The sequence below is a fragment of the Alloalcanivorax dieselolei B5 genome (genome assembly GCF_000300005.1).
In the GTDB taxonomy this organism is placed as follows: domain Bacteria; phylum Pseudomonadota; class Gammaproteobacteria; order Pseudomonadales; family Alcanivoracaceae; genus Alloalcanivorax; species Alloalcanivorax dieselolei.
Genome location: NC_018691.1, coordinates 2,078,497 through 2,098,438, shown reverse-complemented (window position 1 = coordinate 2,098,438; position 19,942 = coordinate 2,078,497). Strand labels below are relative to the sequence as shown.

Sequence of the window (19,942 nt, the reverse complement as noted above, 5' to 3'; positions counted from 1 at the left end):
ATCAGCGAGTGATGCCCCGGGTGGAGTCACGCAGCGAGTCCACGAACAGCTTCAGCTTATCGCACTGCCCGGCTTCCGGATCCAGCTCCGCCAGTGCCTGTTCCAGGGTCATACCCTGGCGATAGACCACTTTGAAGGCCTTGCGCAGACGGTTGATGACTTCGCTGTCCCAGCCACGCCGGCGCATGCCTTCGAAGTTCATGCTGCGGGCGGAGGAAGGATTGCCACCGACCATGACGTAGGCGGGGACATCCTTGACGATCAGACTGCAGCCGGCGGACATGGCGTAGGAGCCGATGTGACAGAACTGGTGAATGCCGGTCATGCCGCCAAGAATCACATTGTCGCCGATGTGCACATGGCCGGCGATGCCGGTGGCATTGGCGAAAATATTATCGTTGCCGATCATGCAATCATGGGCGACATGCACCGTGGCCATTAGCAAATTGTTGTTGCCGATGCGGGTTAGCCCCTGATCCTGCACGGTGCCGCGGTGAATGGAGACGTGCTCTCGAATGACGTTACCGTCACCGATCTCCAGACGAGTGGGCTCCCCCTGATATTTCTTGTCCTGGCAGTCCTCGCCCACCGAAGCGAACTGAAAAATGCGGTTATTGGCGCCGATGCGGGTCGGTCCTTTGATCACCACATGGGGGCCGATAACAGTGCCGGCACCGATGGTGACGTCAGGCCCGATCACGGAGTACGGCCCGACTTCAACGTCCGCCGCCAGGTCCGCTTTGGGATCAATAATGGCTGTGGGATGAATCATAGGTATGCGTGTCCACCCTGGGCTGGTGTGTCGTTCCGAATGGTGCAACCGCCGCCAGTATAGCCAAGAGTCCAAAGGGCGGCGATGGCCGTGACGCCCGCCCGAGCGGGCGTGAATCAGACTTTCTGTTCCGCCACCAGCATGTCGGCGGAGGCCACCAGTTGGCCTTCCACTTCCGCGCGGCAGGTGAACTTGAGGATACTGCGGCGCAGCATCAGCCACTCGGCATGCAGCGTCAAACGGTCACCGGGCACGACCTGGCGCTTGAAACGGGCATTGTCCACGCCCACCAGCAGGTAGATGTAACCGTCCGCCGGGCGCTTGTTCTCGGTGACGAACCCGAGGATCCCGGCGGCCTGGGCCATCGCCTCGATGATCAGCACGCCGGGCATGATCGGTTCCTGCGGGAAATGGCCGTTGAAGAAAGGTTCGTTGATCGTGACGTTCTTGTACGCCTCGATGCGCTTGCCCGGCTCCACGTTCACCACCCGGTCCACCAGCAAAAACGGATAGCGGTGGGGCAAGTATTCCCGCACCTCGTTAATGTCCATCATGATATGTATTCCGAAAGCAAAAACCCCCTGTCGGGGGCGTGACATCCGATCGTCGCTGGGCCTGACGCGGCCTGGGATTCAGTCTTCGCTGCTCCCGCCCCGCGCCTTTTCCAGACGACGAACCCGCCGGGACAACTCGTCCAAGTGGCGAAAACGCGCCACATTACGGCGGTAACGGTCCTGTTTGTCCACGGGCAGCGCCGACCCGTAAGTGCCCGGTTCCGTGATCGAACGGGACACCAGGGACATGCCGAGAATCTGTACCTGGTCACAGATTTCCAGGTGACCCGAGATTCCCACCGCGCCGCCGATCATGCAGTAACTGCCAATACGGCTACTGCCGGCAATACCGACCTTGCCGGCCAGGGCGGAATGATCGCCGATCACCACGTTGTGGGCCACCTGAATCTGATTATCCAGGATCACCCCATTGCCGATCACGGTGTCCTCGATGGCCCCGCGATCAATAGTGGTGCCGGCGCCGATCTCCACGTCCGCGCCGATACGCACACCGCCCACCTGCGCTACCTTGGTCCAGCCCGCGCCATTGAAGGCAAAGCCGAACCCGTCCGCGCCGATCACGGCATGGGAGTGAATGGTAGTCCGCGGCCCGATGGTAACACCATGATAAATTGTAACATTCGGCCAGATACGGCCCTGCCCACCGATCCGGGTGCCGGCCCCGATGACGGAATTGGCCATCACCACGGTGCCTTCACCCAGCTCCACACCGGCGTCAATCACTACATTCGGGCCCAGCGATACCGACTCCGGTACTGTCGCGGAGGGGTCCACCACTGCGCTCGGGTGGATCCCGGCGGACACCGGCGGCGCGGTATCAAAGAAATGACTGGCCTTGGCAAACGCCAGGTACGGGTCCTTCACCACCAGAGCCGGCACCGGACAATGCTCCCGTTGCTCCGCGCTCAGCAGCACGGCGCCAGCGCTGGTGTTCTCCAGGAAGGCACGATAGCGGGAGTTGGCCAGAAAAGTGAGCTGCTGTGGGCCGGCCGCCCCGATGGTGCCGAGACCGCTGACTTCGGCGTCCGCCGGACCATGCAGTTCCGCATCCAGCTCCCGGGCGAGAAATTCCAGAGTAACCGTCATTGATTATTTCATGCGATTGAGTTGTTGGGTAACGTCCTTGGTGATGTCCGGCTCATCGCCCTTCAAGTACACCACCGCCTGGCCATTGAGGACCATGTCCAGATTACGCTTGTTGGCCACCGCTTCCACCGCCTCGCGCAGTTTCGGCTCCATCACATCCAGGATTTCCTGCTGGCCACGCCCCAGTTTCTTTTGCGCGGATTGACGCAGGTTCTGCACCTCGATCATCTTTTGCTGTCCCTGGGTTTGCAAGCGCTGGCGTTCGTCCTCACCCATGGTCATGCCTTCCTTGTCGAGGCGATTGCGCAGCCCTTCCACTTCCTTGCCCAGTTGCTCCAGCCGTGACTGGTCACCCTGCAATGATGATTCCAGTTTGCTGTAGCGGGTCTTGAATTCGTCGGCCTCCTGCAAGGCGCCGATCGGATCCACCACGCCAATCCGCATTTCCGCGCTGGCCAGCACCGGAAACAGCATCAGTACAACAAGCAAGCTCTTCTTCATAACCGCTCCTAACCCTTCCCTTCCCAATAACAACAAAGGCCCGGCGCCGCCGGGCCTGCCTCTATCCGATCTCTATCAGAACGTTTGCCCCAGAGAGAACTGGAACACTTCGGTATCGTCGCCGGACTCGTTGTTGATCGCCTTGGCCAGGTTGAAGCTGAGCGGACCGATGGCGGTGAGCCAGCTCAAACCGATACCCACCGATGCCCGCAGATCCTGGACAGCGAAATCAGCATCGATATCATCCCGTTTGGTCTCGAAAATATTACCCGCGTCGGCGAACAGGAAAGTCCGCACGCTGCGAGATTCCGCCGCGAACGGCGTCGGGAAGATCAATTCCACGCTGAGTTCGGTCAGCAGGTTACCCCCGATCGGATCGGGATCGGGATCCGTTTCGCCGCGTTGCGCGTAATACAGCGCATCGGACCGGGGACCCAGGGAGCGGGATTCATAGCCCCTGACAGAACCGATACCACCGCCGTAGAACGCCTCGAAGAACGGCAGGACTTCGTTGTCGCCATAGCCATCGCCGTAGGCAACGCTGCTGCGGGTACGCAGGGTCCAGCGGTTGGTGATCGGGAAATACTTCTCGCCATCCCAGCTCAATTTATAGAACAGGTAGTCGGAGCCTGGCACCGCCACTTCCAGATTCAGCGTGCTGGCCCAGCCACGGTCCGGCAGCACGCCCCGGTTTAGGGTACTGGTACGCAAGGTGGCGTTGGTCTTGATCTCGTCGAAGGTGCGGCCTTCTTCTTCCATGAAGCGGGCGATGTCCACGGCGATGAATTCGCCGTCGGAAATCTTGGTGCGCTCCAGGCCACCGCCGAAGCTCAGGCGGGTGTATTCGGAAATCGGGTAGCCGAACGTCACCGAGCCACCGGCACGGTCCGCGGCATAGGAGGAGACCCGGGCCTCATCGAAATCAATCTTGGAGTAATACAGACTGAAGCCCCGACTGACGCCGTCCAGGGTGTAGTACGGGTTGTAGTGAGAGAAGCTGTAGGCGTCTCGGATGTCACTGCGGCTGAGCGCGAAGGACACCCGGTTACCGGTACCCCGGAAGTTGTTCTGGCTGATGTTGGCGCCGAACACCACGCCGGAGGCGTCGGAATAACCGACATTGGCACCGATGGAACCGGACGGCTGCTCCTCCACCTTGTAGTTCACATCCACCAGATCATCGGAACCGGGTACCGGATCGGTGTCCGCCTGCACCGCGCTGAAGTAACCGAGGCGCTCCAGGCGTTGACGGGACAAGTCGATCAGCGCGGTATTGGCCGGCGCCTGCTCGAACTGGCGCATTTCCCGGCGCATCACTTCGTCGGAGGTTTTCTGGTTGCCGCTGTAGTTGATGCGGCGAACGTAAACCTTGCGCCCCGGCTCCACGTAAAACACCACGTCGACGGTGTTGTCGTCGTCGTTGGTTGCCTGGTCGATACCACGCACCTCGGCGAAAGTATAGCCTTCGTTACCGAGGCGGCGTTTGATCAGATCACTGGTGTAGGTGACCTGCTGCTGGCTGAAGACCTGGCCCTTGTCCAGCACCACCAGCGAGCGCAGTTGCTCCTCATCCACCACCAGATCACCGGCCAGTTTGATACTGTTGACGGTGTACTGCTCGCCTTCGTTGACGTTGACGGTGAGCGCCACCTTTTCCCGATCCGGGGTCACCGCCACCTGGGTGGATTCAATGGAGAAGTTGATGTAACCGCGGTCCAGGTAGTACGACCGCAATTGCTCCAGATCACCGGCCAGCCGTTCCCGGCTGTACTTGTCGTCACCCTTGATGAACGACCAGAAGTGAGATGACCGCAGGTTGAAGACCTTGAGCAACTCATCGTCATCGAACACCGTGTTGCCAACGATGTTGATGTCGTTGATGCGCGCGGATTTACCTTCGTAGATATCGATTTTCAGCGCCACCCGGTTCCGCGGCAAAGGCGTCACCTCGGCGTTGATATCCGCGCCATAGCGGCCCTGGGCCACGTATTGCCGTTCCAGCTCGCCGGAAATGGCTTCCAGGGTGGACCGCTGGAACACTTCGCCCTCGGCCAGACCGGCTTCGGTCAGCCCCTTGCGCAGGGCATCCTCCTCGATCGACTTGTTACCGGACAGCTCGATGCGGGCAATGCTCGGCCGTTCGGAGACCATCACCACCAGATCGTCGCCGTCGCGCCCCAGTTGCACATCCTCGTAATTGCCGGTGGCGAACAGGGACTGCACCGACTGCACCACGCTTTGCCGGGTCACGGTGTCACCAGGCTGAATGGGCAAGGTGGCGTATACCCGCTCGACGGGAATGCGTTGCAGCCCCTCCACGCGAATATCCCTTACTTGAAACGGCACGGCTTCCTGGGCTTGTACCAGCGCGGGGCTCAGCGCCCCCAGAGTCAGCAGTACCCCGCCGAACAGGGTTTGGGTCGTTTCCCGGTATCTCATGAAAACTGTCGCACCAGATCGTTGTAGATGGCCAACAACATGAAACTCATCACCAGCGTCAACCCCACCCCTTGAGCGGTGGTCAGGAACCGCTCGGGCAGGCTGCGCCCGCGAATCATTTCGATGATGCCGAAAAGAATCCAACCGCCGTCCAACATCGGCACCGGCAGCAGGTTGATAATACCCAAGGTGATACTGAGATAGGCCAGCAGCATCAGGAAGCTGAGAATTCCCACCTCCGCGCTCTGGCCGGCCACCTGGGCAATGGTCACCGGCCCACCGAGACTATCCAGTGGCAAGTGACCAGTAAACAATTTGGCGATACTCGCCCACACCACGCCGGACTGGTCGGCCAGGCGACCGCCGGCGGCATCCAGCGCCGACAACGGATTATAGCGCTGCTCGACGATGCCGCCAGGCAACACTCCGAGTTGACCGACCACGCGGTCCTCCACCGTCACCGGCTCGGGATGCAACGTCAGGGAATGCTCGCGGCCGTCACGCAGCACGGTGGCCGGCAGAGCCTGCCCCGGACTTTCCTGCAGCTTCTGCCGCCAGGCACTCCAGCCCGGCACTGGCTGGCCGTCGGTGGTAAGCACCTGATCGCCGGTCCGCACGCCGGAGCGCTGGGCCCCGCTGCCCTCGGCGATCTCGCCGATCACCACCGCCGGGCTCAGGCCCAATACCGGCAATGGCGATTGTTCCGGATCCCGGGACCAGGCGCTGATATCCAGTTGCCGGGTCCGCTCCTGGCCACGGCTGTCCCGCACCTGCACCGGCACCGGCTCGGCGTCCCCCAGACGCAGCACCAGCCGCCCCATCACGTCCTGCCAGGTGTCGACCTTGCGACCACCAACGGTGAGCATGCGATCACCGGGCTCGAAGCCCGCCGCCACCGCCGGCGAGTCCGCCGTCGGGTTGCCCACCACCGGCGCATAGCCGCGCTCGCCAGCGGTCATCATCAGCAGCCAGTAAATCAGGAAGGCAAGAATGAAATTGAAGATGGGGCCGGCGGCGTAGACGATCACGCGCTGCCAGGCGGGTTTGCCGGAGAACTCTTCATCCAGAGTGGCATCCTCCGGAATCTCGCTGTCCCGGCGATCCAGCGGCCTGACGAAGCCGCCCAGGGGAATCGCGCTGATCACCCAGTCGGTGCCGCGGCGATCGGTAAAACGGCACAGGCGCGGACCGAAGCCGACGGAAAACGTCAAAACCCGCACGCCAAAGGCGCGCATGGCAAGGAAATGTCCCCATTCATGGAAGGCAACGATGACCAGAATGACGACGACGAAAGCCAGAACCGTCAGCATCGATTGACCTCTGTACAAGCCATCAGCGGCGGCATTGCTGTCTGCCCATCGCGTTTCACACCTTCTCCTTCATCGGCCCAACGTCACTAATTGTTGCCGGGCCAGTTCCCGCGCGCGGCCGTCCAGGTCCATCACTTCATCCACATCGTCACAGCAACCGCCGGGCAAGGCGTCCAGAGTGTTCGCCACTACGCTACCGATATGCTGGAAACCCAGCCCGCCGTCAAGAAAAGCGGCCACCGCCACTTCATTGGCGGCGTTGAGCACGGCGGTGGCGGCGCCGCCCGCCTGCATCGCCTGCCGGGCCAGAGCCAGGCAGGGAAAGGCTTTCTCATCCGGCGGCAGGAAACGCAGCTCGGCAAGCTTGGCGAAATCCAGTGACGGCGCGCCGGAGGCGATCCGCTGTGGCCACGCCAGCGCGCAGGCGATCGGCGTGCGCATATCCGGTGTGCCCATTTGCGCCAGCACCGAGCCGTCCAGGTATTCGACCATGGAATGCACCACGCTTTGCGGGTGAATCACCACGTCCACCCGTTCGGGCGGCATATCGAACAACCAGCAGGCCTCAATGAATTCCAGGCCTTTGTTCATCAGCGTGGCGGAATCCACGGAAATCTTCGGCCCCATGTCCCAGTTGGGATGCCGCACTGCCTGCTCCGGCGTCACCGACGCCAGTTGCTCAGCGGACCAGCCCAGAAACGGACCGCCGGAGGCGGTCAGCAGCACTCTTCGCACGCCCTGGTCCACGCCGCCCCGGGGCAGACACTGGAAGATGGCATTATGCTCGGAATCCACCGGCAACAGCGTGGCACCGTGGCGCTTCACCGCCTCCATGAACAGCGCGCCGGTCACCACCAGGGTTTCCTTGTTCGCCAGCAGAATTTTCTTGCCGGCGCCGACCGCCGCCAGGGTCGGACGCACGCCAGCGGCGCCGACGATGGCGGCGACCACCGTGTCCACATCGTCCAGCCCGGCGACAGCGCACACACCCTGGTGCCCGGCCAGCACTTCGGTGTCAGACCCTGCCGCCTTGAGATGGTTCCGAAGCTCGCCGGCGGCCTGTTCGTCCGCCAGAGCGGCGTAACGCGGGCGCCAGCGCAGACACTGTTCCGCCAGTTCACGCCAGCGATGGCCCGCCGTCAGCGCCACCACTTCATAGCGTTCCGGGTGCAGGGCCAGCACCTCCAGGGTCTGGCAGCCGATGCTGCCGGTGGCACCGAGGACGGTAATACGCTCCTTCACAGCACGCCTCCTGGCAGGGAGAACCAGTTAAGGCCGGCCAGCGCCACCGGTAGAGCGGCGGTGACACTGTCGATACGGTCCAGCATACCGCCGTGGCCCGGCAATACCGAGCCACTGTCCTTGATACCGCGCTCGCGCTTGACCATGCTCTCGAACAGGTCACCCAGCACCGAGGCCAGCACGGTCATCAACGCGACGATCAACAGCGCCGGCAAGGTCGCCCGCAGCCAGCCTGTGGCGTACACCAGGGCCACCACGGCCAATGCCAGCAGAGCACCACCGACCAGCCCTTCCACCGTTTTGCCAGGACTGACCAGCGGCGCCAGCTTATGCCGTCCAAAGGCCCGGCCAGCGAAATAAGCGCCGGTATCGGCCGCCCACACCCACACCAGAATAAACAGCAGCGCCCAGGGGCCGGCCAGACCCAGCGCGCCATGATCCTGCAGCTCCACCACCGCGGCCCAGGACGGTATCAGCAGCAACCAGCCCACCACCACCATGATCGGTGTCCGGAACCACAGCCGGGCGTTACGCGGATAGCCGAGCACCATCACCAACGCCAGCAACCACCACAACGGCAGCGCGTTCAGCACCCAGGCCGGGCGACAGATCTCGACCGCCACCATCAGCAGCGCCAGGGACAGGCACCATAGCAGGCGGGCGCCCTGCCCCGGGCCACGCATCATGCCGGACCATTCCCAGCCACCGACGACGAAAAACACACCGGCGATCACCGCGAACGGCACCCGGCCGAGGCCAAAGACCGCGCCCAGCACGATCGGCAACAGAATCAGAGCGGTGATCACCCTCTGTTTCAGCATGAAGAGTCTCCATCGAGGCGATTGACTTCCTCACCGGAGCGCCCGAAGCGGCGCTGCCGGGAGGCGTAATCCGCCAGCGCCCGATCCAGCGCCTGGCCGTCAAAATCCGGCCACAGGGTTGGGGTGAAATAGAATTCACTGTAGGCGGCCTGCCACAACAGGAAGTTGCTCAGGCGTTGCTCGCCACCGGTGCGGATCAGCAGATCCGGCGGCGGCAGATCGGCCAGACTAATGTGACTGCCCAACTCGGCGTCGGTGATCTCCTCCACCGCCAGCTCACCGTCACGCACCCGTTGCGCCACACGGCGGGCGGCCTGGGTCAGATCCCATTGGCCACCATAATTGACCGCGATGGCCAGGGTCATGCCATCGTTATTGGCGGTCAACTGCTCGGCCTGGTCCATGCCCCGGCGTAAGCCGTCATTGAAGGCGGAGCGCTCGCCGATGAAGCGCAAGCGGATGCCGTTTTCATGCAATTCGGCGACCCTGGCCCCGAGAGCGTGAACGAACAGCGCCAGCAGATGCTGCACCTCGTCCTCGGGCCGGCGCCAGTTTTCGGAACTGAAAGCGAACAGCGTCACTACTTCGATACCGCGACGGGCGGCACGGCGAATCACTTCCCGCACCGTGGCTTCACCGGCCCGATGACCTTCGACGCCGGGCAAATCGCGCTGGCGGGCCCAACGGTTGTTGCCGTCCATGATGATGGCGACGTGGCGCGGCAAAGCCCCGGCGTGGGAATCCAGGTCCGGCGCCGAGGAAACCGGTCGGGTTTCTTCCATCAAGAACCTCCGGGTTGTCGTCCTTGCTTCTCTTGTTCACCAGGCAACGAACGGGCCTGATCCGTTTCGCCGTCCCGTACCACCCGAAACAACGCAGGCGCCGGTAACTGCCGGCGCCCGCACTGACGGCAATGGCCGCTTCAGGATCCCGGGATCCTCAAACGGTCATCAACTCCTCTTCCTTGGTCTTGAGCATCTTCTCCACTTCACCGACCATGCGGTCGGTAAGCTGCTGAATTTGCTCTTCGCCACGACGGGCTTCGTCCTCGGAGATTTCCTTCTCCTTGAGCAAATCCTTGAAGTCACCGTTGGCGTCGCGACGGATGTTGCGGATCGCCACTTTGGCATGCTCGGCCTCGCCGCGCACCACCTTCACCAGATCGCGACGGGTTTCCTCGGTCAGAGGAGGCAGCGGCAAACGAATCACGGTGCCGGCGGTGGAGGGATTCAGGCCCAGATCGGAAGCCATGATGGCTTTTTCCACATCCGGCACCAGACTCTTGTCGAACGGCGACACCAACAGGGTACGCCCCTCTTCCACGCTGATGTTGGCCAACTGGCTCAGCGGCGTGTCCGAGCCATAATAGGACACGTGGACAGTGTCCAGCAGACTGGGATGGGCGCGGCCGGTGCGCACTTTTTTCAGAGCCACGTCCAGAGACTCCAGGCTCTTCTTCATGCGTGATTCCGCGTCTTTCTTGATGTCCTCGATCACCTTTCGATTCCTCGCCTGTTCTTCACTGGGCTGCGCCGCCGTATCATGCGGTTTCGGAGCCCGCTTCCTGTACTTCGGACGCCACCAGGGTGCCTTCACTGCCCCCCAGCATCAGATTCAGCAACGCGCCCTGCTTGTTCATGTTGAACACACGCAACGGCATGTCATGGTCACGACACAGGCAAATGGCGGTCAGGTCCATCACGCCGAGCTTGCTGTCCAGCACCTGATCGAAGGTCAGGCGGTCGTATTTGCGTGCTTCGGGGTTCTTCACCGGATCGTCGTCGTAGACACCGTCCACCTTGGTGGCCTTGAGCACCACGTCGGCGCTGATTTCAATACCGCGCAGACAGGCGGCGGAATCCGTGGTGAAGAACGGGTTGCCAGTGCCGGCACAGAAGATCACCACCTCGCCGTTTTTCAGATAGCGGATGGCGTGCCGGTGATCATAATGCTCCACGATGCCGCTCATGGGAATGGCCGACATCAGGCGGGTGCGGATGTTGGAGCGCTCCAGCGCGTCGCGCATGGCCAGGCCGTTCATGACCGTGGCCAGCATCCCCATGTGATCGCCCGCCACCCGGTCCAGGCCGGCTGTTTGCAGGGCGGCGCCGCGAAACAGGTTGCCGCCACCGATAACGATGCCGACCTGAACACCAATCCCCACCAACTGACCAATCTCCAGGGATAAGGTGTCCAGTACCCGGGGATCGATACCGAACCCCTCATCACCCGCCAACGCCTCACCGCTCAGCTTGAGAAGGATGCGGTTGTAGCGCGGTGAACGCTCCTTGCTCTTGGCCATATCATGCTCTCCGCCACTCATGGAATATCCGCCATTTGCTAATCGTTCGGTCCGTGCGCCTGAAATGACCCGGCCCGCAAGCGTACCGCAGCCACAGGACTCTCGACACACTACCCGCCGCACGCGAGGATGCAACTGTTTAATCGCGCCGGCGAAGATTCGCTCACACGCTTGCCACGCCGTCTCCGCGGGGCCCGCGGACAACATGGCGCGCCCTCATGAAGAGAGAGCGGCCATCGGCGCCAAAGCCATCGGGCGCACCGGTTGGCACCCGGTTTCAATAGGCTGCTTGAAGCCTGTTCATGATCTTAAAAAAACGCCTTGCTGGGGAGCCCAACAAGGCGTTTTGGTGGCGCGGCGGCGTAAAATGTACAGACTTTACGGCCGCCACCCCGACACGCCATGCGGCGCGCAATTTAGCGTTTCGCCTGAGCCATCACTTCCGCGGCGAAATCCACTTCTTCCTTCTCGATGCCTTCGCCCACCACCAGGCGCTCGAAAGCCACCACCTCGGCACCAGCGCCTTTCACCAGGTTGCCAACGGAGGTGTTGGGATCCTTCACGAAGGGCTGATCCAACAGGCTCACTTCCTTGAGGAATTTGTTGATGCGGCCGCCGACCATTTTCTCGACGATTTCCGCCGGCTTGCCTTCCATATCCGGCTGAGCGCGGATGATTTCACGCTCTTTGTCCAGAGTCTCGGCGGGCACCTGGTCGGACTTGACCACCATCGGCGCTACCGCGGCCACGTGCATGGCCACGTCTTTACCCAGCTCGGTATCGCCACCGGACAGGGAAACCAGCACGCCGATTTTGCCGCCGTGCACGTAGGAGGCGACCACGCCGCCTTCCACGTTCAGAGCCAAGGCGCGACGCACCTGAATGTTCTCGCCAATTTTCTGCACCAAAGCCTGACGCGCTTCTTCCACGGAAGCGCCATCTTCCAGCTTCAGTTCAGCGATCCCGGCGGCGTCGGTGACACCGGCCTGCAGAGCGGCCTGAGCCACTTTGTTGGCGAAACCAAGGAAGTTCTCGTCGCGGGCGACGAAGTCGGTTTCGGAGTTGATCTCAACCATCAGCGCGCGGGACTTGTCGTCACTGGTAGCCACGACCACGGCGCCTTCCGCGGCGGTACGACCGGCTTTCTTGGCGGCTTTCGCCTGGCCGGATTTGCGCAGGTCATCAATGGCTTTTTCGATGTCCGCGTCCGCTTCCACCAGCGCCTTTTTGCATTCCATCATGCCCAGGCCGGTGCGTTCACGAAGCTCTTTCACCATTGCAGCAGTTACAGCAGCCATGCTTACCTCTTGAATCTTTTAACAGGGTGTTGAATCAGGTGGTACGGGCCGGAGTATGCCCCGGCCCGACGCGAATCAACCCTCGGCCTGGTCGGCTTCCGAGTCTTCCACTACCTCGACGAATTCGCTCTCGCCGCCGGCACCACTGTTTTTCGCGTATTCCTTGCCTTCCAGGATCGCGTCGGCGGCGGCCTGGACGTAGAGCTGAATAGCGCGAATGGCATCGTCGTTGCCCGGGATGACATAGTCGATATCATCCGGGTCGGAGTTGGTGTCCACCACCGCCACCACCGGAATACCCAGTTTGCGGGCTTCCTGAACGGCGATGTCTTCGTGGTCCACATCAATCACGAACAGCGCATCCGGCAGGCCGCCCATCTCCTTGATACCACCGATGGAGCGTTCCAGCTTCTCCATTTCCCGGTGACGCATCAGGGCTTCTTTCTTGGTCAGCTTGGCCAGGGTGCCGTCCTCGCTTTGCGCTTCCAGATCACGCAGGCGTTTGATGGACTGGCGGATGGTTTTCCAGTTGGTCAGCATGCCGCCGAGCCAACGGTGATCCACATAAGGCATGCCGCAACGAGTGGCTTCCTCGCGAATAGCCTTCTGGGCGGCGCGCTTGGTGCCAACGAACAGCACTTTGTTGTTGCTGGCGGCCAGTTTGTTCAGGAAGCCAATGGCTTCGTTGAACAGCGGCAGGGTGGATTCCAGGTTAACGATATGAATCTTGTTGCGGGCACCAAAGATGAACGGCTTCATCTTCGGGTTCCAGTAACGGGTCTGGTGGCCGAAGTGCACGCCGGCCTTCAGCATATCGCGCATGGTTACGCTAGACATAATGTAAACTCCAAGGGTTAGGCCTCCACGTCCCCTCATGACCCAACCTCCGGTCTCCCGTTCCCTAATAAATAGAGAGGAAGCGCCTGGAAGCACCCCGAGCCATGTGTCGGAACGTGTGTGTCGTTGTTTACCCGGCCGGAGCCCCCATTTCCCGGTATTGGGAAGGGTTATCCGGTCCAAGGCTCCACTCCTCACCGCCGAACGGTTACAATGCGTCACCGCTGACGAGTGAGAAAGCGGGCGCTTTATACCACGACCGCCCCCATCGAGGCAACGGAAAAGACCCGGGCGCCACCCGGCCGGGCCAGCCCAAGTCTCTGAAAACACGGTATTTTTCCCTCGATCTCCAGGGTAGACACCGGACTCGTTCTCGACCTTTACTGACTTCGGTCTTTATGTACCGCGACTCTCATTGACGACGACATCCTTTACCACGAACAGGTTCCTGGCATGAATGTAGTGATCAAAACCCCCGAACAAATCGCCAAAATGCGCGAAGCCGGCCGTCTGGCCGCCGAAGTCCTGGAAATGATTGGCGAGCACGTTCAGCCGGGGGTGACCACCGAGGAACTGGATCGTATCTGCCATGACCACATCGTCAACAAGCAGAAGGCCATCCCCGCCTGCCTGGGTTATGGTGGCGCGCCCGGCCGCATCCCCTTCCCCAAGTCCATCTGCACCTCGGTGAACCACGTGGTTTGCCACGGCATTCCCAATGAGAAAAAGGCGCTCAAGAGCGGTGATATCGTCAATATCGACGTCACCGTGATCAAGGACGGCTGGCATGGCGACACCAGCAAAATGTACTACGTGGGTGAGCCGTCGGTACTGTCCCGCCGCCTGGTGGAAACCACCCGCGAGTGCATGCTGACCGGTATCAGGATGGTCAGACCCGGAGTGCGTCTGGGCGACATCGGCCACCGCATCCAGAAACTGGCCGAGAGCGAGCGCTTCTCAGTGGTACGCGAATACTGCGGCCACGGCATCGGCGAGGGCTTCCACGAGGAACCCCAGGTCCTGCACTACGGCAAGACCGGCACCGGCCTGGAGCTGGTCGAGGGCATGGTATTCACCATCGAACCGATGATCAACGCCGGCAAGGCCTCCAACAAGGTGCTGCCGGACGGCTGGACCGTGGTCACCAAGGATCGCAAGCTGTCCGCCCAATGGGAGCATACCATCGCGGTCACCGCCGACGGCTACGAAGTGCTCACCGCACGCAATGAGGAACAGGACCTGTATTGATCCGTTCGTGTCATCGGTGGTTTGTGTAGAATGAGCGGACGGCACCGCCAGCCCGGTGGCTCGTCCAACCCGGAGGCCGGCCTTGCGCCGGCCCCTTCTTTTATGTGGCAGGTTCCAGCATGACGTTGACGCCCCCTCTGAGCCAGTCCGACCTTCTTGCACGCCTGCGCGGCACCGACCAACCGGGACAGACCGCCCGGGCTTACCTGGAGGAAGGACAGGCGCAGTTGGACGCCGCCTTTGACCAGACTCCGATCGAGGATCTGGTGCACAGCCGCGCCACCCTGGTGGACCGGGTCCTGATCGCCGCCTGGTCCCTGTTCGGCCTGGACCATCTGAGCGACGCCGCTCTGGTGGCCGTGGGCGGCTATGGCCGCGGCGAACTGCACCCCTATTCCGATGTGGACCTGATGGTGCTGTTCCGCCAGCGCCCGGACGAGCAGGCCTGCGGTTCCCTGGAAGGCTTTGTTGCCTTTCTTTGGGACATTGGCCTGGAAATCGGCCACAGCGTACGCTCCCTTGACGAGTGCGTGGCGCTGGCGGCCGAGGACATCACCGTCGCCACCAATATCATGGAGGCGCGCACCCTGGCCGGCGATAACGCGGTCCTGACCGCCCTGGCCGAACGCACCGCCCCGGACCGGATGTGGCCGGCGGACCGCTTCTTCGCCGCCAAATGGGACGAGCAGACCGCCCGCCACGCCAAGCACAACGACACCGAATACAACCTGGAACCGGACCTCAAGAACGCCCCCGGCGGCCTGCGTGATTTTCAGATGATCTCCTGGGTGGCGCACCGGCATTTCGGCGCCGACAGCATTGACACCATGGTCGAAGCGGGCTTCATCACCCGCAAGGAACACGCGCTGCTGCAAAAATGGCTGGCCGAGCTGTGGCGCATCCGCTGGGCGCTACACACGCTCACCGGGCGCAATGAAAACCGGCTGCTGTTCGACCATCAACGGCAACTGGCGGACCGCCTTGGATACCGGGATTCCGATGCCAACCTGGCAGTGGAGCATTTCATGAAAGGGTTCTACCGGGTGGCGCTGGCCATGTCGGTGTTCAACGAAATGCTGCTGCAGTTGTTCGACGAAGCGATTCTGCGCTCCGGCACGCCGGAACTATCCACCCCGAAACAAAGACGCCCGCTCAACCGCCGCTTCCAGGCGCGCAACGATTACCTGGAAATCAGCGCTCCGGACGTGTTCCAGAAGCACCCTTCGGCGATGCTGGAAATGTTCGTGCTGCTGGCCCAGAACCCGGACCTGAAAGGCATTCGCGCGGAGACTATTCGCGCGCTGATCGAAGCCCGGCCCACCATCGACGATCAGTTCCGCAACGATCCGGCCAACACCGCCCTGTTCATGCAGCTGCTGCGCAGCCCCCACTCGTTGTTCACCCAGTTGCGGCGGATGAAGCGCTACGGGCTGCTCGGCAAATACCTGCCCGAGTTCGGCCGCATCATCGGCATGATGCAGTACGACCTGTTCCATATTTACACCGTCGATGCCCATACCCTGCTGGTGATCAAGAACATGCGCCGGCTGCGTTATGACGACATGCGCGAAACGTTCCCGCTGGCCAGCGAGGTGTTCTACCGCCTGCCGAAACCGGAACTGCTGTATGTCGCCGGCCTCTACCACGACATCGCCAAGGGCCGCGGCGGTGATCACTCCGAACTGGGAGCCGAGGACGCCATTGCCTTTTGCCAGCGCCACGGCCTCAGCAACTGGGACGGCAAACTGGTGGCCTGGCTGGTGCGGAACCATCTGACCATGAGTGTCACCGCCCAGCGCAAGGACATTTCCGATCCGGACGTGGTGCACGAATTCGCCCGCGTGGTCGGCGACCTGGTGCATCTGGACTACCTTTACGTGCTCACCGTGGCGGACATCAATGCCACCAATCCGAGCCTGTGGAATTCCTGGCGCGCCTCGTTGTTGCGCCAGTTGTACGTGGAAACCAAGCGCGCCCTGCGCCGCGGCCTGAACAACCCGCTGGACAAACAGGACTGGGTCGACGAAACCCACGAAGCGGCGCTTAAGATGCTGATGGATCGCGATCAGGATCCGCAGGCGGTGGAAGCACTGTGGGCCAACATCGGCGATGAGTATTTTCTTCGCGAAACCCCCTGGGATATCGCCTGGCACACCGAGGCGCTGCTCGGCCGCCCCAATCCGGAAGATCCGCTGGTGCTGATCCGTGAGAACCAGATGGGCCAGGGGCAAACCGAAGGCGGCTCGCAAATCTTTATCTACACGCCCGATACCCAGAATCTGTTCGCCGCCACCGTTAACGCCCTCGACAGCCTGGGCCTGACCATCATGGACGCCCGCATCATCACCAGTGCCGACGGCTTCAGTCTGGATACCTACATCGTCCTGGACGAACATGGCACGCCGATCGGCGATGATTGGCCGCGTATCGAACACATTCGCCAGACCCTGACCGAGACGCTCAAACACCCGGAGAAGTTCGGCACCACGGTAAGCCGGCGCATGCCGCGCCGGCACAAGCATTTCGACGTGCCAACCCAGGTGGTGATCAGCAACGACATCGTCAACGATCGCACCGTGGTGGATATCCACACTCTGGACCGCCCCGGCCTGCTGGCCCACATCGGTCGCATTTTCGTGCAGTTCGAACTGCTGGTGCAGAACGCCCGCATCGCCACCCTGGGAGAACGGGTCGAGGATGTGTTCTTCGTCACCGACCTCAACGGTGATCCGGTGTCCGACCCGGAACTGTGCCAGCACCTGCAGGACACGCTCATGCAGGAACTGGACAAGCGCAATCAGAACGACACTTATTCCACCACTTTTTGATCAAGGAGCGCCGGCGCCTCATGAATCCGGATTTGGAGCAGCTGCATCCCTACCCTTTTGAAAAACTGGCGACGCTGTTCAACAACCTGCCCGCCTCGGACAAAGCCCCGGTGTCATTTTCCATCGGCGAACCACAACATCCGGCACCGGAATTCGTGCAGCAAGTGCTGCGCGAGAATACCGCTTTACTGTCCCGCTATCCGGCCACCAACGGCCTGCCGGAACTGCGCCAGGCCATCGCTGACTGGCTGGTGCGCCGCTTCAAACTGACCGCGGTGGATCATGACCGGCAGGTGATTCCGGTGAACGGCACCCGCGAAGCGCTGTTCGCCTTCACCCAGGCCCTGCTGGACCGGCAGCGCCGGCCATTGGTACTGATGCCCAATCCCTTCTATCAGATCTACGAAGGCGCCACGCTGCTCGGCGGTGGCGAGCCGGTGTACCTGCCGTGCACCAGCGCTTCCGGCTTGCAACCGGATTTTGACGCGGTCGGTGAAGACGTGTGGATCCGCACTCAATTGCTGTTCATCTGCACTCCGGGCAACCCCACTGGTGCCACCCTCTCCAAGGCACAGCTGAAAGCGTTGATCCAACTGGCTGACAAGTACGATTTTGTCATCGCCTCCGATGAGTGCTACTCAGAAATCTATCAGAATCAGGCGCCCGCCGGCCTGCTGCAGGCCTGCGCGGAAATGGGCCGCCACGACTACCGCCGCTGCGTGGTGTTTCACTCCCTGTCCAAACGCTCCAACCTGCCGGGGTTGCGTTCCGGCTTCGTCGCCGGCGATGGCGAAATCCTGCAACGGTTCCTGCGCTACCGCACCTACCACGGCTGCGCCATGCCGGTCCATCACCAGCTGGCCAGTATCGCCGCCTGGAACGATGAAACCCACGTGGAAGCCAACCGCGCCCTGTACGTGGAAAAATTCCGCGCGGTGCTGGACATTCTCGGTGACGAACTTAAGGTATCCGCCCCGGACGCGGGCTTTTACCTGTGGCCGCGCACACCCATCGACGACGAAAGTTTCGCCCGTCAATTGAAGGCGGAAGAGAACGTCACCGTGTTGCCCGGCCGCTATCTGTCTCGCACCGTGAACGGCCGCAACCCCGGTAATAACCGGGTGCGCATGGCGCTGGTGGCGGAACTGGACCAGTGCGTGGAAGGCGCCGAACGCATGCGCGCGCTGATCAAGCGTCTGTAACCGCCGGCATATGAACACAGTAAGGAGCTTACCGTGGCCACTACCCTTTACGGCATCAAGAACTGCGACACCATGAAGAAGGCCCGGGTCTGGCTGGACGACCAGGGCGTGGAGTACGTGTTTCACGATTACAAAAAGGAAGGCGTGCCGGAAGCGGAATTGCGCCGCTGGATCGATACCCTGGGTTGGGAAACCGTCATCAACCGTCGCGGCACCACCTGGCGTAAACTGGACCCGGCCGTGCGCGACAACATGGATGCCGAACAGGCCGTGCCCGTGGCGCTGGACAATCCATCCATTATTAAACGGCCGATCCTCCAGCACGGAGAGACCCTGGTGGCCGGCTTCAACGCCGACCAATGGCAAGCCTTGTTCTAAAAGAGTTTCGTTTTAATTAGCGTCGGGCGCCCCGGTCTGACGTTCGACGCCAAAGGAGATTGTTATGAGCACGATTTTCGCCTTCGCCCTGGGTTGCGGTACCAAGAACCGCGATGACAACTGGCTGGAAGTGTTTTATCCGGATCCCTACCTGAACCCGGATCCCAAACTGATTGAGGTCGTGCGTGAGGAAGTGGGCTACCAAGGCGGCAATGCCGCCCTGGAACTGACCCATCGCCAGGTACAACACCTGGCCCGGGAATGGCGTGAAGCCGGTTTCGAGCATGAGGCCAGCTACGCGGTGGCGTTCCAGGAATCCGAGCGCCCGGTGGTGCTCACCATCCTGGAAACCGATGCCGAGCCGGCCTCCACCCCGGAAGCCTATCTGAAGCTGCACCTGCTCTCCCATCGCCTGGTGAAACCCCACGGCGTGGTACTCAGCGGCATCTTCCCGCTGCTGCCGAACGTGGCCTGGACCAACGAAGGCGCGGTGGATCTGGAAGAGCTGCCGGAGCGTCAACTGTTGGCGCGCCTCAACGGCAAGCTGCTGGAAGTGAACAGCGTCGACAAGTTCCCGAAAATGACCGACTACGTGATCCCCACCGGCGTGCGCATAGCCGATACCGCCCGGGTCCGCCTCGGCGCCTATGTGGGCGAAGGCACCACCATCATGCACGAGGGCTTCATCAACTTTAACGCCGGCACCGAAGGCCCGGGCATGATCGAAGGCCGCATCTCCGCCGGCGTGTTCGTCGGCAAGGGCTCCGACATCGGCGGTGGCGCCTCCACCATGGGCACGCTGTCCGGTGGCGGCAACATCGTCATTTCCCTGGGCGAAGGCTGTTTGCTCGGCGCCAACGCCGGCACCGGCATCCCGCTGGGCGACCGTTGCACCATCGAAGCGGGCCTCTACATCACTTCCGGCACCAAGGTGGAAGTGCTGGACGAAAACGGCGGCGTGGTCGATACCGTCAAGGCCCGGGATCTGGCCGGCAAATCCGACCTGCTGTTCCGCCGCAATTCGGAAAGCGGCGCGGTGCAGTGTCGGACCAACAAGAGCGCCATCGCCCTGAACGAAGAACTGCACAAGCACAACTGACGCC

At 61.9% G+C, this 19,942-nt stretch carries 18 protein-coding genes; 5 read left to right on the top strand and 13 right to left on the bottom strand.

Annotation, left to right across the window (positions count from 1 at the left end; translation table 11 throughout):
- Window position 1 precedes the first annotated feature (1 nt).
- From lpxA to rpsB, 13 genes are all read right to left on the bottom strand, one after another.
- Window positions 2–772 (bottom strand): acyl-ACP--UDP-N-acetylglucosamine O-acyltransferase, encoded by a 771-nt coding sequence (lpxA, locus tag B5T_RS09500; protein ID WP_014994280.1) that lies wholly within the window; start codon window positions 770–772, stop codon window positions 2–4.
- A 116-nt stretch (window positions 773–888) separates the two neighbouring features.
- Window positions 889–1,326 carry a 3-hydroxyacyl-ACP dehydratase FabZ gene (gene fabZ, locus B5T_RS09495; RefSeq protein WP_014994279.1) on the bottom strand — a complete coding sequence of 146 codons (438 nt, stop codon included), beginning with the start codon at window positions 1,324–1,326 and terminating at the stop codon, window positions 889–891.
- A gap of 78 nt (window positions 1,327–1,404) precedes the next feature.
- Window positions 1,405–2,433: a UDP-3-O-(3-hydroxymyristoyl)glucosamine N-acyltransferase gene (gene lpxD / locus B5T_RS09490; protein WP_014994278.1), complete on the bottom strand. Its 1,029-nt coding sequence runs from the start codon at window positions 2,431–2,433 to the stop codon at window positions 1,405–1,407.
- Between the two features lie 3 nt (window positions 2,434–2,436).
- Complete coding sequence (locus B5T_RS09485) at window positions 2,437–2,934, bottom strand: OmpH family outer membrane protein (protein ID WP_014994277.1); 498 nt, start codon at window positions 2,932–2,934, stop codon at window positions 2,437–2,439.
- Window positions 2,935–3,009: 75 nt separating this feature from the next.
- Complete coding sequence (gene bamA, locus B5T_RS09480) at window positions 3,010–5,373, bottom strand: outer membrane protein assembly factor BamA (protein WP_014994276.1); 2,364 nt, start codon at window positions 5,371–5,373, stop codon at window positions 3,010–3,012.
- Window positions 5,370–6,683, bottom strand: a complete 1,314-nt coding sequence (gene rseP, locus B5T_RS09475) for an RIP metalloprotease RseP (RefSeq protein ID WP_014994275.1) — start codon at window positions 6,681–6,683, stop codon at window positions 5,370–5,372. The genes bamA and rseP overlap by 4 nt, the downstream gene beginning before the upstream one ends.
- 69 nt (window positions 6,684–6,752) lie before the next feature.
- Window positions 6,753–7,925: a 1-deoxy-D-xylulose-5-phosphate reductoisomerase gene (ispC, locus tag B5T_RS09470; RefSeq protein ID WP_014994274.1), complete on the bottom strand. Its 1,173-nt coding sequence runs from the start codon at window positions 7,923–7,925 to the stop codon at window positions 6,753–6,755.
- Window positions 7,922–8,746, bottom strand: coding sequence for a phosphatidate cytidylyltransferase (locus tag B5T_RS09465; RefSeq protein WP_014994273.1), 825 nt, complete (start codon window positions 8,744–8,746; stop codon window positions 7,922–7,924). The genes ispC and B5T_RS09465 overlap by 4 nt, the downstream gene beginning before the upstream one ends.
- Window positions 8,740–9,528: a polyprenyl diphosphate synthase gene (gene uppS / locus B5T_RS09460; RefSeq protein ID WP_014994272.1), complete on the bottom strand. Its 789-nt coding sequence runs from the start codon at window positions 9,526–9,528 to the stop codon at window positions 8,740–8,742. The genes B5T_RS09465 and uppS overlap by 7 nt, the downstream gene beginning before the upstream one ends.
- A gap of 157 nt (window positions 9,529–9,685) precedes the next feature.
- Window positions 9,686–10,243: a ribosome recycling factor gene (gene frr, locus B5T_RS09455; protein WP_014994271.1), complete on the bottom strand. Its 558-nt coding sequence runs from the start codon at window positions 10,241–10,243 to the stop codon at window positions 9,686–9,688.
- A 43-nt stretch (window positions 10,244–10,286) separates the two neighbouring features.
- Window positions 10,287–11,048 carry a UMP kinase gene (gene pyrH, locus B5T_RS09450; protein WP_014994270.1) on the bottom strand — a complete coding sequence of 254 codons (762 nt, stop codon included), beginning with the start codon at window positions 11,046–11,048 and terminating at the stop codon, window positions 10,287–10,289.
- Between the two features lie 416 nt (window positions 11,049–11,464).
- Complete coding sequence (tsf, locus tag B5T_RS09445; protein ID WP_041716970.1) at window positions 11,465–12,346, bottom strand: translation elongation factor Ts; 882 nt, start codon at window positions 12,344–12,346, stop codon at window positions 11,465–11,467.
- Window positions 12,347–12,421: 75 nt separating this feature from the next.
- Window positions 12,422–13,183 (bottom strand): 30S ribosomal protein S2, encoded by a 762-nt coding sequence (gene rpsB, locus B5T_RS09440; RefSeq protein WP_014994268.1) that lies wholly within the window; start codon window positions 13,181–13,183, stop codon window positions 12,422–12,424.
- Window positions 13,184–13,636: 453 nt separating this feature from the next.
- Between rpsB and map the strand changes: the two genes are divergently transcribed.
- The 5 genes from map to dapD all read left to right on the top strand — a co-directional run bounded on the left by map (window position 13,637) and on the right by dapD (window position 19,938).
- Complete coding sequence (map, locus tag B5T_RS09435; protein WP_014994267.1) at window positions 13,637–14,431, top strand: type I methionyl aminopeptidase; 795 nt, start codon at window positions 13,637–13,639, stop codon at window positions 14,429–14,431.
- 119 nt (window positions 14,432–14,550) lie between these two features.
- Window positions 14,551–17,259 carry a [protein-PII] uridylyltransferase gene (locus B5T_RS09430; protein WP_014994266.1) on the top strand — a complete coding sequence of 903 codons (2,709 nt, stop codon included), beginning with the start codon at window positions 14,551–14,553 and terminating at the stop codon, window positions 17,257–17,259.
- A 20-nt stretch (window positions 17,260–17,279) separates the two neighbouring features.
- Window positions 17,280–18,461, top strand: a complete 1,182-nt coding sequence (gene dapC / locus B5T_RS09425; RefSeq protein WP_014994265.1) for a succinyldiaminopimelate transaminase — start codon at window positions 17,280–17,282, stop codon at window positions 18,459–18,461.
- A 33-nt stretch (window positions 18,462–18,494) separates the two neighbouring features.
- Window positions 18,495–18,839 (top strand): ArsC family reductase, encoded by a 345-nt coding sequence (locus B5T_RS09420; protein ID WP_014994264.1) that lies wholly within the window; start codon window positions 18,495–18,497, stop codon window positions 18,837–18,839.
- A 64-nt stretch (window positions 18,840–18,903) separates the two neighbouring features.
- A complete protein-coding gene (dapD, locus tag B5T_RS09415; RefSeq protein ID WP_014994263.1) occupies window positions 18,904–19,938 on the top strand; it encodes a 2,3,4,5-tetrahydropyridine-2,6-dicarboxylate N-succinyltransferase in 1,035 nt (344 codons plus the stop codon).
- Window positions 19,939–19,942 lie beyond the last annotated feature (4 nt).

Coding starts and splice junctions, on each gene's coding strand:
- lpxA (WP_014994280.1), bottom strand. CDS start 772: ATGATTCATCCCACAGCCATTATTGATCCCAAAGCGGACCTGGCGGCG.
- fabZ (WP_014994279.1), bottom strand. CDS start 1,326: ATGATGGACATTAACGAGGTGCGGGAATACTTGCCCCACCGCTATCCG.
- lpxD (WP_014994278.1), bottom strand. CDS start 2,433: ATGACGGTTACTCTGGAATTTCTCGCCCGGGAGCTGGATGCGGAACTG.
- B5T_RS09485 (WP_014994277.1), bottom strand. CDS start 2,934: ATGAAGAAGAGCTTGCTTGTTGTACTGATGCTGTTTCCGGTGCTGGCC.
- bamA (WP_014994276.1), bottom strand. CDS start 5,373: ATGAGATACCGGGAAACGACCCAAACCCTGTTCGGCGGGGTACTGCTG.
- rseP (WP_014994275.1), bottom strand. CDS start 6,683: ATGCTGACGGTTCTGGCTTTCGTCGTCGTCATTCTGGTCATCGTTGCC.
- B5T_RS09465 (WP_014994273.1), bottom strand. CDS start 8,746: ATGCTGAAACAGAGGGTGATCACCGCTCTGATTCTGTTGCCGATCGTG.
- uppS (WP_014994272.1), bottom strand. CDS start 9,528: ATGGAAGAAACCCGACCGGTTTCCTCGGCGCCGGACCTGGATTCCCAC.
- pyrH (WP_014994270.1), bottom strand. CDS start 11,048: ATGGCCAAGAGCAAGGAGCGTTCACCGCGCTACAACCGCATCCTTCTC.
- tsf (WP_041716970.1), bottom strand. CDS start 12,346: ATGGCTGCTGTAACTGCTGCAATGGTGAAAGAGCTTCGTGAACGCACC.
- rpsB (WP_014994268.1), bottom strand. CDS start 13,183: ATGTCTAGCGTAACCATGCGCGATATGCTGAAGGCCGGCGTGCACTTC.
- map (WP_014994267.1), top strand. CDS start 13,637: ATGAATGTAGTGATCAAAACCCCCGAACAAATCGCCAAAATGCGCGAA.
- B5T_RS09430 (WP_014994266.1), top strand. CDS start 14,551: ATGACGTTGACGCCCCCTCTGAGCCAGTCCGACCTTCTTGCACGCCTG.
- dapC (WP_014994265.1), top strand. CDS start 17,280: ATGAATCCGGATTTGGAGCAGCTGCATCCCTACCCTTTTGAAAAACTG.
- dapD (WP_014994263.1), top strand. CDS start 18,904: ATGAGCACGATTTTCGCCTTCGCCCTGGGTTGCGGTACCAAGAACCGC.